Genomic DNA, 13,817 nt, shown 5'->3' with positions numbered 1-13,817 from the left:
AGGCCCCGATTGGGGCCTTTATCTTGTTTACGTCTACTCCGCCCGTTCGATAATCCGAAAGCCGTATCGCGCTCGAATCCTTGAGCCGTCGCGTTCGTATGCGAAGAACAGCGGTAGCTCGAGCGAGAAAAGTTGGAACGCCTCGTCGAGGTCGAATCCTTCTGCCCGCTTCGTCGCGGCGAAGTCCACGACTGCGTCCTCGACCGCACGGAGTTGCCTGCGCACCTCATCCCGCAGCGCGACCTCATCCCTGCTCGTCGGCGACCGCTGCAAGAGACTGATGGGTGCCATCTCATACGACAGCACGGGCATCATCTCGACGACAGGTACGACGGCCGGAGCCGAGGTAGAGGGCTTCCTCGCCATCACTTATCCTCCCGCCCGAGCTGCTCGTATGCGGCCTCCAGGATGGTCGCAATGGATTCGCAAGCCGCCTTCGCCTCTCGGAAATCGGTACACGGCGGATCGTCGACATCCTCGAGCACGGTCCAGCGACCGTCGACCAGCGTGTATTTGCCTTCGTGGTCGTCGCTGATGGCATCATGCAGCCACTCAAGCGAATCGCACATCTCCCGAAGCCGGCAGACATCGATCGCGACGACGTCATAGGCTGCGCCGGGCTGCCGCAGCATCCTAGCGCGGTAATCCTGGCCACCATTCAAGATTTCCTGCAAGCTCCAGTAAGGATTCCCGTCATCCGGGAGCTCGGCAAGGTGCCTTCTCATAAGCAAGGCATCCCAAAGCCGAAGGATTCGACGAACACCTGCCGCGTCGCCGATATGATGCCATGTCTGCCGGCTAGGCGTGATCCGTCTGAATGTCTTCTGCACGATGTCCTCCTCGAACTGCTGGAGATATCGTGCGGCTGACGAAGGCAGGAAGCAATCGCCGGCGGTTAGGCCGTCTCTAAGTCCGGGTAGTCCTCGTAGGGTTCGGGCTCCTCACGGCGGTAGTTAGGGTGAAGGACCCGCCGCTGTCGATTCCGTACGCGCGTTTCGGCGAACTCGCGGCTGGCTGCGATCGGCACCTCAAGCGCGGCTGCCGTCGACTCTATGAACTCTCGCAACAAGCGCATCGAGATCCTGATGTCCGATTTGGCTTTGACGGATAGATCGACCGTGTCGAACACGGTTTCTAGCGCCCCGATCTCATGTGTCGGGTCTGAATAGGTGCGGCCGAGCAGGAGACGACGCCCAGCGTTGATGCGGCTGCGGACGTTGCGGATTGAGGGATCAGAGTATCCCTTGGCCGCGAGCCACTTGTTGACCTCATCCGGGATCGCCGGAATTGAGCGGCCGAAGTGGCGTTCGACGATCACTTCACCCACGGCCCGCGCGACCGTGACCGGCACGGCGTTCGCGATCATCTTGCTGACGCTATCTTTCGTCTCCCCAGACCAGTCCCATGTTGGCGGAAACCCTTGGAAGAGCGCCAGCTCCTCCATTTGAGGATCGTAAAAATCGCCAGGGTGCTTCTTACCGCTACGGCCAGAGCCGGAGCGAATTGTCGGTGCGGGCTCCGTCGTCGGCCTGACTGACTTTTGGTCGCGTGCCCGAGCGTGGAAGTACATGTTGTCGCCGAAACGGTCTCCGAATGCGTCACGAATCGACATTTCCTCCTTCGCAGCCTTCTGGGCGATCGAGGATTCCAGGAAGCCGTGCTGCTCGCCGAGGCGCCCGATCAGGAAGAGGCGCTTGCGACGCTGAGGGACGCCATAGAACGAGCATGTCAGCACGTTCTCCGAGAGACCGTAACCAGCATGCTCAAGCAGCTTTTTGGCAGCCGCATACGCCTTTGCCTTCCGTGCTCTGGATACATTTTCAAGAATGAACCATTCCGGACGTGTGATGCAGATGATCTGAGCATAATACGGAGTGAGCTTTGCGTTGACACCTTCAATGCGATTGCCGGCCGGTGAGAAATCCTGGCACGGTGGCCCCCCAACCAACACGTCAGGAGAGAGCGAGGTGATGGTCGGGATGAGATCTGGGTACTGAGTGAGATCGTACTGATGAGCGTGGTTCTGGCCACCAAACCGGCGGATCGGCGACTGTAGATTCTTTCGATAAACGCGCAGCATCGCCGCTTGGAATTCGAACGCCATCGCAACGTGCATCCCTGCTTGCGACAGGCCGAGGCTCATGCCGCCAGCTCCGGCAAAAAGTTCAACAACCCGCATCACTTACCTCCGTCACGTATAAGTCCGTGACAGGAATGATCGACGCCGGTTTCGCAGTGGTAAAGACGCCGGCGGGAAATGCCTTGATGCTTTCCGGAATCTTACTTCGGGAGCTGCGACAACGCTCGGCGCAGCTCCGAGACGAAGACCACCTTAGGGCTCTCGATGAAAACAGCCCGCTGAATGGCGGCATCCCAGTTAACGGACGGCTTGTACTTGGCGTTGTCCGAAAACTGCGCGAGTAGCGTCAACTTGTCTCTTGGAGTAGTCGGCCGCTGCCAATATCCCTTCGCATGCCTGATCTCGGCAAAGAATACCCCCGGCGGCCTAGCCGACGTCATCCACTTGGCATTCGCTGTCGACTTGCCTCTCGCACGGAGTTCGTCACGCTTTTGACGGAGAGCCGCCCGGCGCTCGCGCTCAGTCTTCGCTTTCTTCCCGATCCGCTTGATGTAGCCTTTTTTGATGTTGCCGTACGAGTTCGTCTCGGCCGCGCCGGTGAGAACATCCCACCGACTGGCTCCGGGATCGCCGACACGACGGACGCCGCCGAAGATCGAATACTGGAGGTATCGAGCCTGGTCGGGGAGCAGACGGACGACCGCCTCGGGCTTTCCGGACGATGCGGCGGCTTTGTCGACGACTGGAGCCCGCTTCGTGAACGGCGTCGGACCACCTTCGATTTCCTTGTCGAACGCGGTCAGGAGGTTCTTCCGGGCGCCGAAGGCCAGCGAATTGAGATAGCCTGCCTGCGCCGCCGGGAGCGCTTGCCGCTCGATAGCCGTGAGCTGTCGTTCGAAGGACTTGAGATCGACGCCGTACGTCAGCTTGAGGTCATCGGCCATCGGTGGCTCCTAAAAAAAGAACCCCAGCCGCGTAGGGGACGCAGGCCGGGGTCGAGTTCTGGAAAGAAAACGAACGCCTCGTCGACGCCGTTGAATCCATGATTGTCGCCGCGACCGACGGCCGCAAGGGGTGCCGGCCCGATCAATGAAGAATCCTTTCCGGATCTTCGGCGGCATCGCCACGAGCGGCAGCGAGGACGCCGTCGAGATAGGTCTCGAGGTAATCGTTCCGCTGGGATTCGACGGCAAGTATGCGGCGGCAGTTGCGAAAGGCAGCGCGGTGCCGGAGGCCGAGGTGGTGCTCATGGATCGCGAGGGCGACGGCGACCAGCGACAGCCCGGCGAGGAAGCCGTAGGCGAAGGTTAGGGCGGCCGCGGTGGTGAGGACTAGGAGGTGCACGCGGTGGCGAAGGAGGATGGCGCGCATCAGAGACCTGCAGCCGTCATGCGCTGCTCGAGCGCGGAGATACGTCCCGCAAGCTCGTTGACAGCATTGTTGTTGCTGGTCTTGTAGTTGTTCAAGTTGGTCGTCAGACCGTTGATCGCTGTCTCCGAGTTGTCGGCGAGGTCGTCGACGTCGCTTTGAACCTCGGCAATCCGGTCGATAACCGTGCGGCCAGAGCTGATGTTGGCCGACGTCTTGAAGATAGCCTGCGCGAGACTGCGAAGGTTCTGCGACCGGATACGATCAAGGTAGCCACTGCTGGTCTCGCCGAAGGTGTCGGTCGCGAGGGAGGACGCATAGTAGCTGCCGGTGCCAGCCCAGCGGGTTTCGCTGTCCGAGAAGACACGGGAGTAGAAGCCCTTGCCATCCTGGCAAGTCTTCGCGTGTGCCGTGTCGAGGCCGAAGAGGGTCACGTGCAAGGAGAAATCACCGGTGTAGACGAGCGTATCCTCCCACGGTTCGTCCCTCGAATGATCCGACGCGTTGAGTACCATGGCTTTGTAGAGCTTTTTCAACAGCTCGGCGGTCTCGCCATCACCTTCTCCGCCCCCACGGTTGTCGAGGAGCCACTGTACGGCTTGCTCCGTCGCGGAATGCCGGGCTGCGATGCTAGCGGGTGTTGCGGACGTCTCGACCATCAGCGGCGGCTCCCTGGACGAGCGCGGCGATCCTGCTTGCGAACGGCGAGCGGGGAGATCGGAAGTGGAACTGGGGTCGTCGACGTCGTCATGGAACTCTCGGGTCTGCTGGGTCGTAGCTGCCGCACGTTGCCTTAATTGCGATCTGAGCGTCGGGCGCGGATGCGATGTAAACGATGTCGCCGAGCTTCCCTGCCGCCTGCATGCACGCGGCCTCGCTGGCGAGACCTTTGATGACCGTCGGGGCGCAGACCTCGGCGGGGGAACCGGCATGAACGCAGATCATCAAAGCTATCGCGAAAAGATCACCTGCCATCTCACCCTCCATCCGTTACAGAATGATGCAGTGTCGGTGGTGAAAGATTCAAGCCGCCGGCTAGAACAGCCCGCGGAGTTGGATCTCAAAGGCTTGGCGGATGTACCTCAGGGCGAGGGTAATGATCTTACGGACCGAGGCTTCATCCGCCATGGCTTGGTCGACGGTCAGCTCCGAAAGGCGATGGCCGATCATTGTGTCGCCCTTGCTGAATCCCACGCCGTTGAGCTGTTTCGCCTGGTCGAGATCAGCCCCAGCGACGAGCCGCAGAACGCGGAGAGCGTTCCCGACAAGCTTGCGCCGCCGCCGGTCGAGATCGTCACTATGGGACTGACCGGCGGCCCGAGATTTCCGATTCTCATCCTGGGAGTAACGGCTGGAGCAATCACTCATTTGCAGGTCCCCTGGGGACTGTGGACCCGGTCACCTTCCGCAGCCTCGGGAGGTCTTTCCGCTTCCGGATGCGATCAAAGATCTTCTGCTTGCACTCGACCTTGTCGTAGCCGCGATCTTCCAAGAACGCGACAGCCGCGGCGAACACGGCTCGAGTAACCGGCGAGACAGCCTTAGCCTCGGCTTCGGCGTCCATGACCACGGACAGCGCCGCCGCAAGGGCTACGTCGACGTGACATGCCTCCGGCCGCCGGGCCTTCCGCAGCTTCGCACGCCATTGCTCCGTCTGGAGCCGATGCACCTCTCTAGCCGCCGTCGCTGGTCTCGCCATGCCGCCCTCGTCCTCACTACGGGAGCTTCCGCTTCCGTCTCTTCTCACTACGGGAATGATGGGGTCTCGCTGCGCAGGCGTCAAACCGCCGGCGGTTCCGGCCTTTCGCGTTGCCCTTCGTCACTACGAGATCCCCGCGTGGGGTTGCCCATATCCGCCGGCGGCTGCATGGTCTGCTCGCTCCCGGCGTCGAGACCACCTCCGCCGAATGGGACCGAGCGGTACCTGCGGGAGCACGGCAGTCATGCTCGAAGAGCCACGAGCCGCAGGCGATAAAAGGCCCAATCCAAGAACCCAAATCTGAAGGCCACCGAGGGCGCTCCAACGCCTATCTACTTGGTATTTACGCGCGCGCACGCGAGGGAGGTCTCAAAGCGCCTGCGGTGCAAGGGTTTCGTCCACAATCTTATCGTCCCAAGATTCCAGATATTAGCGACTGCTCACGGATGTCTTCGTCCCAAGATTCCCGGTTTCTCCGCCCGAAATGGCGAGATCGCGGGACACAAAGGCCTGCCCACGACTGGGAAATGTGGGACGAAAACCTGCGGCATATGCTTTCGTCCGACATCGTCGCGACATGGGACGAAGACCGATTAACCTTCTTCGTCCGTGGTTCAGAAATATCTGGACAAAGACTTGCGTCACGCTCCGCCGGCGATGACCATCATTGCAGGAGGACGACAAACATGACCGCAGCAGTATTCTCGCCAGCACCACAGGGAAGCATTCAGACCGCGCTCGCGGCACCTGGCCAGCTCCGGAAGATCGCACCCGCATCGCCTCGCCCGGTCGAACTTCTCGGCAGCCTGACGGTCGTCGGCGGCTCCGACCTGACCGCGAAAGACGCCGCGCTCAGTGAGCTGCTGATCGCCATGGCATACGAGTCTGACCGAGGCATGAACACCGAAACGATGTCGATCCCGATGAAGTCAGTCATCCGATATCTGGGAGCGGACACTCGCCGGGAACATGTCAAGGCGTCGCTCAACCGGCTGAAGAGCACCTTCGTGTCCTTCACCGTCGGCGGCACGAGCTACGAGGACGTCGCGCTGCTTCAGTCGTGGATCCGCCGGAGCGATACCGAGGATGCGGTCTTCTACTCGCTTCCGGAACCGATCCGTGCGGTCATGAGCGACCGCGCGCGCTATGCTTATGTCGAACTCGCCGCGCTGCCGATGATGTCGTCGACGTATTCTTCGAGGGTCTACCGTCGTCTGGTCGCGGCAATCGCGGAGAGCGGCCGCAAATGGACTGCCGACGGCGACAACGTGCTGACGATCGATGTCACGCCGCAGCAAGTTGCAGACTGGGTCGGCTACCCCCGGAGCCGCGACGGCGGGCTGCACGTCGGCAAGCTGCGAGAGCGCGTTCTCGCAGGTCTTCAGAAAGACTTCGCTGCGGTTACCGCCTTCGGATTTTCCATGACGACGCACGCGGGTTCCGGCCGCGGACGCCCGCTCGAGCGGGTCTCCTTTAGGTTGGAACTGGCCGCGCCGTCCAGGTTCAGGACTCGGATCACCTACACGCCGGAGGACATGCGTTACATCGGCGGCCAGGACGTCGCCGACCTGAGCGTCGAATCCTCCCTGTGGATCAAGGCCGCCCGTCAGTTCCAGTCGGCAGAGACGTCGCTTTCGCACCGCGCTTGGTATGACCTCTGGCTGGCCGCTGTCCAAGAGATGCAGACCGGGGTGCCGCTGTCTCGCGAGTGCGACGAGCGCGTCTTCCGCGGCGAAGGCTTGCGCTCGAAGATCGATAGCATCGGCGCGAACGAGGCCGCGTGGGGCTTCGTCGCCGAGGAGTTTGCGGAGCCTGATCTTTCTCTTCGCTCCGACATCCGTGAGCTGGGTGCCGCAGGTCGCGCGGCCCGCCATGACCGCATCGCTCCTGTCGCGGAACCTGACACGGAGAAGTCCGTGGCGATGGACGGTCGGATCAGCTTTGATGCAGCAAGTGAGATTATCGTCGACGTCGATCCCAGCCTGACTATCCGAGAGCAGACCGAACTCGTCTTCCGACCGATCAAAAACCACGAGTGGAGCGGCGTCGGAAACGGCGGCGCAAGTAAAATTTTGCGCGTACGTTACCTCGACGATGGGCAGCTCGAAGAGTGGGAACTCACAAAGACGATGAGTGAGGACGACGTCGTATCGCTGATGTCGTCGATTGGACCGCATCTTGTCGGCAATCTGGAGTACGTAGCATGACCGCTTTCAACCCACATCCTACTGCCGCAGAGGTTCGTGCGGCGATCGCGGAGAGCAACCGGCCGCTGGCGCGTGTCCATGTCGTCCCGTACCTGAGGCCGCTGCTTTCCGATGATGGCAAAGCTGAAATCCAGCGACTTGCGAGGATCCTCAGCAGATACATGGAAGACTATCTCCCCGGAGCATTGCGGTCCTGGATGAACACTCTCGTCGGCGGCTGGCCGGAGCGGTTCCCGATCATCCATGCCGCCGACGTCGCGCTCGATGGCATCCTCTCCGCTTCGCTGCTGTCGCTGGCCGAAGGAAGGGGCGTCCCGGCTTGGATGATCTACGGATCGTCGAGCTGGATTCATGAACTTGAACTCGGTCGTCCGAACGAGGTTACGCTCCGGAATCGGGCGGCGGCCGTCATCTCCTATCGCGGATCGCGTATGTCCGCAGACGACGAGCTCAACTCGCAGCTCGATGGGACCATCGTGACCGGTGAATTCGAGAGCCGTCGTAAAAAGCGAGATCTCTCAAAAGGCTTCAAACCAACGATTGAATCCGCAGCAGACAAAGCGAAACTTGCGCGCTATGCCGAATGCGAACGAGTCACGATGGAGATGTCTGAGCGCATGCGCTACGAGGAGCGCATCTCCACGCTGTCCGGCCGCGAGTTCAAAGCGGGGCATCGCTCGATTGAAGAGCTGCGCGCCGTCCTGAAGGACGCGTATTTCGCTCGCTTTCCGGAGCGTGTCGGCCAGACACTTTGGAGACATGACCTCTGGGGCTGGGGCGGGAGGGATTGTTGACGCCGGATAAGAATGGCGTCTTATTGTCGGTCCCCGAATTTTTGCACGAGGACTGGCACATGCAGCAGAACAACCTCCCCAACCTTCGGCGACCGCTTTCCCGAGAATCCGCAGGGCTTCGACGCACTTCTCAAGGACATCCTCACCGCGTTCCACGCGCAATGGGATGCGGAAGACCGCGCTCGCGATCTGCAGCGCGCGCTTGAAGTCGAGCAGGTTATCGATCGCATTTCCTTAGATCTTGCCGGCTAGGATCGCCTACATGGATAAGACGACACCCACCGCTGAAGAGCTTGCGACCGCCCCTGTGATTGACGACTGGGAGCTACGGCGAGCAGTCCTGTCGAGAGACAGGCAGCAGCTACACGGCACCTTCCGCGGCCACCCGGAGATCGCCGACGGAGAGCGCGGGCATTCGTCCGACGTCATCCAGCTAGACGGAGCGGAGCCGCCCCGCTGGGCGCTCTGCGCGAGCCGCATCTATCGGCTCGGCAACCGAAAGTAACGGGCTCCCAAAGGATTGGGGACCTGCTACGAAGACGACAACAACGAGGACACGACGACGATGAAGGTACTCCGAATAGCCATAGCGTGACGACGACGCCCAGCCGGGCACCGCATCCGCATGTCTGTTCAAGGAGTCCTTCGATGCCTTTCGTCCGCAAGCATTACATGGCCGACCCGCATTTCGGTCACGCCGCCATCCTCCGATCCCAGCCTGTCACGCGACCGTTCTCGACCACGGAAGAAATGGACGCCGCGATCATCGAGAAGGTGAACGAGCGCGTCGAGACCGGCGACCTTCTATTCATCCTCGGCGACTTCGCGTTTTCGAAAGACGACGAGTACCTGCGGCATGTCTTCCATTCGCTGCGCGGCCGGAAGGTCCTCGTTCTCGGGAACCATGATGTCGACAACCGCGGGGCCGTCAAGAAAGGCATCGCGCGGCTGCCGTGGGATATCCCGCCCGTCATGGCGATGGAGACGAAGGACGGTCCCAACGGCTCGCGTGTTTGGCTCTCGCACTACGCGCACCGTGCGTGGCCCGCGCAGCACTATGGCAGCTACCACTTCTACGGTCATTCCCATGGTGCCATCGCCCATCAGGGCAGAAGCCGTGACGTCGGGATTGATGTGCCAGACATGGGTTTCGGGCCGATGACATTCGAAGACCTGACGAAGGATATGGAATGATCAATATCCCGAAGATCGATTCCGACACCCTGAAAGAAGTGTTCCCGGTTGTCCTCGGGAGCTGCCGCTATTTCGACTTCGGCAAGGGTTGGCGCGGGGTCGTCGGGCAGATGTGCGGCTTGTTCGCAAAGCTGCCGGCCGGATCGGTCTCGATCACGGAGATGTCGCAGAAACACGCCTCGCTTCGCGTATGGCTCGAAGCGAAGGGACTTACCAACGAGCAGGAAACCTTCGTCCGTCACGCGCAGGTCCTCGCTGTCGAGCGCTCGCGCTACGCATGCGAAGTCTGCGGTGAGCCGGGCGACATCCGCCATTCGCCGGAACCCAGCGGCGCATGGCTTTACTGCCTCTGTCGCCGGCACCTACCGCCAGAACGCCGTGACTGGCCACTCGTCCGGCGCGAGCGTCGATATGAGATCGCCGGAGTTCACTGGAAATACGACCACCTACTCGACCGTCTTCGCGTCGACGAACAGGGGAACGCATGACGACCGCTGAAGACCTTTACGACCGCTATCCGGAAGTCCTCTATCACGGAGATTTCCGTGACGTCCCTGTCGGTTGGCTCGACATCGTTGACCAGTACTTTCAGGTCGTCGCGCCGTTGATGGCGGATACCGGCTTCGAGGTCGTGACCGCAGGTGATCATGCCGGCGGTCTTGATTGGATGTGGACGTCGCGCCTCGGTGCGATGACTGCCGAGAGGCATGCCGTCCTCGATCGGCAGGATATCCTCCTCGACCTCCGGAGCTATCACACCTGTTCCGTCTGCGGCCGTCGCCCGGCATTCGGCTGGAAGTCCGGCAGCAAGCTGATGAGCGCGTGCGAAGAGCACGGCGTCGGAGAGCGGGTCATCCAGCCGGGGCCTATGACGCGCAGCACGCGCGGAGGTTTCGTGCAGTACGATGCCTCCGCTGACGATCTCGTCGTGGTCTGGCAGCCGCAGGAGGACGTGTTATGAGCGACCGCGATCAACATTCATCAATGTACCGCGAGATGTTCGAGCGTCACCCTCTCGCGCGGACGCCGCAGGGAGAACGGCCGGGTGCCGCGTGCGAGGTCGGCTGGCTTGCGTTGATCGACCGCGCGCTCACCGAACTCGACGCCTTCGGGACCAGTTATGAAGTCCGCCAGATCAAAGAGAAGATGGGCGACCTGCGGCTCTATATCTGGCCTCCGGACGACCTGTCGGCGGACGAACAGCAGCGATGGCGCGACATCGTTGACACCGCAGAGGCCCGCAGCCGTTACGTCTGCGAGACCTGCGGCCGACCCGGCAGGCTGCGCAAGCGTCCGCATGGCTGGTATCTCACTGCGTGCGAGGAGCATGCCGACAGTGCGCGTGGTTACGCCGCTCCCGTCGAAGACGACACGCTCTACCGCGGGCGTTCGGCGAACCCCGGCGGCAAGCAGGAATGGGAGCGCTACGACCCAGAGCTTGATGGTTGGGTGCCTGAGGAGCCGCCGCGATGACAATAACCCGACCAACTTCCGCCGAACTCATTTCGTCAGTTCTCTGCGATCACGGAGATGTCCTCCACGATATCCGGGTCGACGACCTCCTCGACGAGGACGATGTCGTCCTCCGAAAGCTGGGATATCGTCTCATCCAGTCCGGCGATCGCGCGTCTTTCGAGACGGGGCGCCGCATGCTGGAGCGGGCAGCGAACGGGCGAATCTTCCCGCCTCCGCATCGTAGGTGGTGGACGGGGCCCGACAAGCGGGCGAAGGATCTCGAGGCCGTTCTGCATCCTTACTTCGTCGAGTTGGTCTGGCGCGATGGTGGGCCGCGATGGGAGGTTGGGGGCAGGCTCTGGCTTCACGGCGTGGATCGCGATTGGAGATGGTATCCGCTGCTTCACGTCGACGCGGCTGCCGAGTGGGCACGGACGACCATCTGCTGGCTCCAGCTCGGCCGGAGGATGCAGCGTGAGTGTTAGCGAAGAGGCTGAGGACCCGTACATCGCCATCTACGGCGATCTTGTGCACGACGTCGTCCGAGGCTTTTCTCTCGAGTACGGCCTCGACGCATCTCTAGCCGAAACGCCGGACGTCGTATGGAAATGGGTTCTCGAAGGCGTTCGACACGGCACACCCGACCTCGACCATGATGACCGATTCCATCTCGCTGCACATTGTTTCCGCTCTATTCGCGACCGTATCCGGTGTCTGCGAGGAGGTGTAGATGGCGTCCGCGAGGAGTGCGGGCGTCACAAAAGTTTCTTTACAGCCCACGAAGGAGTCTGACCCTTTGCAATAGGCATGCGCGCTCGGCCGAGCCGAGTTTGCCGGGCGATGGGGAGATCGCCGACCCAACGTCTGACGGCGCTTTGATCGGCGAGTTGCGGTCCAAGTGAGAGTGACACCGGTGAGCGAGAAGATCGAATCCTTTCGTACTGGATAGGCCGCCCATTAGGCTGTGGCTTCCAGTTCAACCGCCTCAGGCGGCTGCAGGGCCTCCAGCGCGTCGAGGACCGCGTCACTCCAAGCTTTCATCGATCGCTTCTTCAAGCCCAGGTGCTGCGGGTTGCCGTAGGCGAGGCGTGTGATCTTCGCAACGCGCTGTGCTTGCCATTCTGTCCGCTGCGCGTCCGACATGGCGTCCAGCCCGAGCCGCTCCGACAGTTTGATCTCGTGTGCCAAGATCGCGCTCGAACCGCCGGGGATGCCTGCTGCATCCATCACGTCAGTCAACGCGCGCCGGAGATCATGCGGTGTCCAGTAAGCGATGTTGTTTTCCGCAAACAGATCTACGGCAACCTCTTTGCCACCCTTGGTCTTCGTGTTCTTCGCGGACAGCCGACCGATAAGAGCAAGAGGTGCCGACCTGTTTACATGAATGTCTTTGTCCTTCGTCCCGCGTTCCGATGCGAACGCCCATTTCGACTGCGAGTTCTTGGCGGCCTCAAGAAGCGGGAGAAGGTGAAGCGCCGCGCGGGGCGGTATAGGGAGTACATGTGTCTTCCCCGCTTTCATAACGCCTTCGTCCCAAGCCGCCAGATACCAGCCTTCTTCGCGTTCGTCGGGATAGAAGTCCGCCCGAAGGAGGGATAGACCTGCGTCGGCTCGCTGACACGTCAGAACGAGCCAGAAGAAGGCTGCGAACACGTTTGGCCGGACGCCGCGCTTTCCGTCTAGCCGGCCGGGGAGGGGCTTGTGCAGATATTCGGCCGCGAGAACGAGCGTCTTGGCAATGTCTAGTATTTCCGGTTTTCGGTCGCGCGCTTTAACTTGCTTATCGGACGACACCAGGTTCCACCACATATCTCGGTGGTCGAGGCCAGACTTGCCGCTTTGGTGAGTGCAGCAGTATGTCAGGACGTTCTTCACGTTCGACAATGCTTTTAGGCTCGGCGACACGCCCTTGCTCTTCTCGACGTCGTCGCGGATCTTCTCGAGCTGGCCGCGCTTGAGCAGCGTAGCCGGTTCATCCACGATCTTGGCAAGTTCTGGTCGATGGAGGGTACGATTCAGTTCCTCGATATACTTCCCCCCGATAGGCTTCTTTGCACCCGCCGCCGTCCGAGCTTCAATGAAATGGGCGAAGCATTCGCGGATCGTCCACGTCGTCAGTACGGGACGCATCTCGGCAATGGCCGACTTGTTGTCTCGCCCAGCGTGGCGGGCGACGAGAAATGGCTCGAGCTGGACTGGGTCTTCGTCCAGAAGGCCTTTCACGATGGGAACCAGTTCGCGGGCGGCTGACGCAGCTTTCAGCGGCCGCTCGTCCTCAGGCCACGCGTACCCGACGACCTTCGACCACTCGCGGTACTTCACGACCCATGACGCCTTGTTCTTTTGCACCACCAAACGCAGGCCTTGGGTGCGAGTGTCGGAATAGATATGAATCTTGCCGGGCGGTTCCTCCCCGGATTGGGCGATCTTTACCGCCGCTTTGATGTGGCTTTCGCCGATGAGTACGCGTTCCGTGGTCATACCGTCTCCATACCGCCCTGCGCCCGCCATACCGTAACCATACCGTTCAAATTTGGTGGACAAACGTAGATGAGGCGAGGGTTAAAATTAGCTCTCCCTGAAATGAACCACCCGTAATTGTTGACAATGGTTAGGAAATTCAGCAGGTTAAGAAAATGATGCCTAGGGATATCTCAGCTTGTCAACTCGTTTTGCGAGGCCCGATTTTGGTGCCTCGGTGAGACGGCAGTCTTGTGGCACCTGAGGTCGGTGGTTCGACCCCACTCAACCGTACCATTCCCTTCTCCCAGAAAGTCCAGCGAATTCGCATACTTACCGGGAGAGGGGATTTTTCCTGTTTGCAATTTCGATATTTGATGAACCTGTTCCCCCCCCTTTAGAGAACATGCCTGGAACATCAGCTGTCCAGTCTCCTCCACATAGTACATGACGGTTTCCGAGGGGAGTTTGCCTTAATGTCCGTTTGCCAGACTGGAAATTGCGGACTCCAAGAGCAAATATTCTGGCTACCCCACATTCGGGCTCGACTTAAAGCCGAA

At 60.9% G+C, this 13,817-nt stretch carries 19 protein-coding genes; 7 read left to right on the top strand and 12 right to left on the bottom strand.

The window, feature by feature from the left end:
* Positions 1 to 33 precede the first annotated feature (33 nt).
* The 9 genes from ACTJK5_RS09585 to ACTJK5_RS09545 form a co-directional block, all read right to left on the bottom strand.
* On the bottom strand, positions 34 to 366 hold the full coding sequence (locus ACTJK5_RS09585) for a hypothetical protein (protein ID WP_440612275.1): 333 nt from the start codon (positions 364 to 366) through the stop codon (positions 34 to 36).
* Complete coding sequence (locus tag ACTJK5_RS09580; protein ID WP_440612274.1) at positions 366 to 725, bottom strand: hypothetical protein; 360 nt, start codon at positions 723 to 725, stop codon at positions 366 to 368. The genes ACTJK5_RS09585 and ACTJK5_RS09580 overlap by 1 nt, the downstream gene beginning before the upstream one ends.
* 170 nt (positions 726 to 895) lie before the next feature.
* A complete protein-coding gene (locus tag ACTJK5_RS09575; RefSeq protein ID WP_440612273.1) occupies positions 896 to 2,179 on the bottom strand; it encodes a DNA cytosine methyltransferase in 1,284 nt (427 codons plus the stop codon).
* A gap of 101 nt (positions 2,180 to 2,280) precedes the next feature.
* Positions 2,281 to 3,024, bottom strand: a complete 744-nt coding sequence (locus ACTJK5_RS09570) for a hypothetical protein (RefSeq protein ID WP_440612272.1) — start codon at positions 3,022 to 3,024, stop codon at positions 2,281 to 2,283.
* A 142-nt stretch (positions 3,025 to 3,166) separates the two neighbouring features.
* Positions 3,167 to 3,451, bottom strand: coding sequence for a hypothetical protein (locus tag ACTJK5_RS09565; RefSeq protein WP_440612271.1), 285 nt, complete (start codon positions 3,449 to 3,451; stop codon positions 3,167 to 3,169).
* Entirely contained in the window at positions 3,451 to 4,107 is a 657-nt protein-coding gene (locus ACTJK5_RS09560; RefSeq protein WP_440612270.1) for a hypothetical protein, read from the bottom strand. Before ACTJK5_RS09560 ends, ACTJK5_RS09565 begins: the two co-directional genes overlap by 1 nt.
* Positions 4,108 to 4,195: 88 nt before the next feature.
* A complete protein-coding gene (locus ACTJK5_RS09555; protein ID WP_440612269.1) occupies positions 4,196 to 4,423 on the bottom strand; it encodes a hypothetical protein in 228 nt (75 codons plus the stop codon).
* A 60-nt stretch (positions 4,424 to 4,483) separates the two neighbouring features.
* Positions 4,484 to 4,816 carry a hypothetical protein gene (locus tag ACTJK5_RS09550; protein WP_440612268.1) on the bottom strand — a complete coding sequence of 111 codons (333 nt, stop codon included), beginning with the start codon at positions 4,814 to 4,816 and terminating at the stop codon, positions 4,484 to 4,486.
* A complete protein-coding gene (locus tag ACTJK5_RS09545; RefSeq protein ID WP_440612267.1) occupies positions 4,809 to 5,147 on the bottom strand; it encodes a hypothetical protein in 339 nt (112 codons plus the stop codon). Before ACTJK5_RS09545 ends, ACTJK5_RS09550 begins: the two co-directional genes overlap by 8 nt.
* 686 nt (positions 5,148 to 5,833) lie before the next feature.
* Between ACTJK5_RS09545 and ACTJK5_RS09540 the strand changes: the two genes are divergently transcribed.
* From ACTJK5_RS09540 to ACTJK5_RS09510, 7 genes are all read left to right on the top strand, one after another.
* Positions 5,834 to 7,354, top strand: coding sequence for a RepB family plasmid replication initiator protein (locus ACTJK5_RS09540; protein ID WP_440612266.1), 1,521 nt, complete (start codon positions 5,834 to 5,836; stop codon positions 7,352 to 7,354).
* Entirely contained in the window at positions 7,351 to 8,148 is a 798-nt protein-coding gene (locus tag ACTJK5_RS09535) for a hypothetical protein (protein WP_440612265.1), read from the top strand. Before ACTJK5_RS09540 ends, ACTJK5_RS09535 begins: the two co-directional genes overlap by 4 nt.
* Positions 8,149 to 8,410: 262 nt before the next feature.
* The gene (locus tag ACTJK5_RS09530; RefSeq protein ID WP_440612264.1) at positions 8,411 to 8,653 is read left to right on the top strand and encodes a DUF6634 family protein; all 243 of its coding nucleotides are present in this window, start codon (positions 8,411 to 8,413) and stop codon (positions 8,651 to 8,653) included.
* 143 nt (positions 8,654 to 8,796) lie between these two features.
* Positions 8,797 to 9,342: a hypothetical protein gene (locus ACTJK5_RS09525; RefSeq protein ID WP_440612263.1), complete on the top strand. Its 546-nt coding sequence runs from the start codon at positions 8,797 to 8,799 to the stop codon at positions 9,340 to 9,342.
* A complete protein-coding gene (locus ACTJK5_RS09520; RefSeq protein ID WP_440612262.1) occupies positions 9,339 to 9,830 on the top strand; it encodes a hypothetical protein in 492 nt (163 codons plus the stop codon). Before ACTJK5_RS09525 ends, ACTJK5_RS09520 begins: the two co-directional genes overlap by 4 nt.
* On the top strand, positions 9,827 to 10,303 hold the full coding sequence (locus tag ACTJK5_RS09515) for a hypothetical protein (RefSeq protein WP_440612261.1): 477 nt from the start codon (positions 9,827 to 9,829) through the stop codon (positions 10,301 to 10,303). The genes ACTJK5_RS09520 and ACTJK5_RS09515 overlap by 4 nt, the downstream gene beginning before the upstream one ends.
* Positions 10,300 to 10,815 (top strand): hypothetical protein, encoded by a 516-nt coding sequence (locus ACTJK5_RS09510; protein ID WP_440612260.1) that lies wholly within the window; start codon positions 10,300 to 10,302, stop codon positions 10,813 to 10,815. The genes ACTJK5_RS09515 and ACTJK5_RS09510 overlap by 4 nt, the downstream gene beginning before the upstream one ends.
* A gap of 35 nt (positions 10,816 to 10,850) precedes the next feature.
* Here the strand turns inward: ACTJK5_RS09510 and ACTJK5_RS09505 are convergent, their stop codons facing one another.
* From ACTJK5_RS09505 to ACTJK5_RS09495, 3 genes are all read right to left on the bottom strand, one after another.
* Entirely contained in the window at positions 10,851 to 11,306 is a 456-nt protein-coding gene (locus ACTJK5_RS09505; protein WP_440612259.1) for a hypothetical protein, read from the bottom strand.
* A gap of 70 nt (positions 11,307 to 11,376) precedes the next feature.
* Positions 11,377 to 11,556: a hypothetical protein gene (locus ACTJK5_RS09500; protein ID WP_440612258.1), complete on the bottom strand. Its 180-nt coding sequence runs from the start codon at positions 11,554 to 11,556 to the stop codon at positions 11,377 to 11,379.
* A gap of 198 nt (positions 11,557 to 11,754) precedes the next feature.
* On the bottom strand, positions 11,755 to 13,278 hold the full coding sequence (locus ACTJK5_RS09495; RefSeq protein WP_440612257.1) for a hypothetical protein: 1,524 nt from the start codon (positions 13,276 to 13,278) through the stop codon (positions 11,755 to 11,757).
* Between the last annotated feature and the right edge of the window lie 539 nt (positions 13,279 to 13,817).

This window comes from Agrobacterium sp. 22094, from assembly GCF_052046015.1.
In the GTDB taxonomy this organism is placed as follows: domain Bacteria; phylum Pseudomonadota; class Alphaproteobacteria; order Rhizobiales; family Rhizobiaceae; genus Agrobacterium; species Agrobacterium cavarae.
Note: the sequence above shows the minus strand (reverse complement) of the source record. Positions and strands in the feature narration are given on the sequence as shown.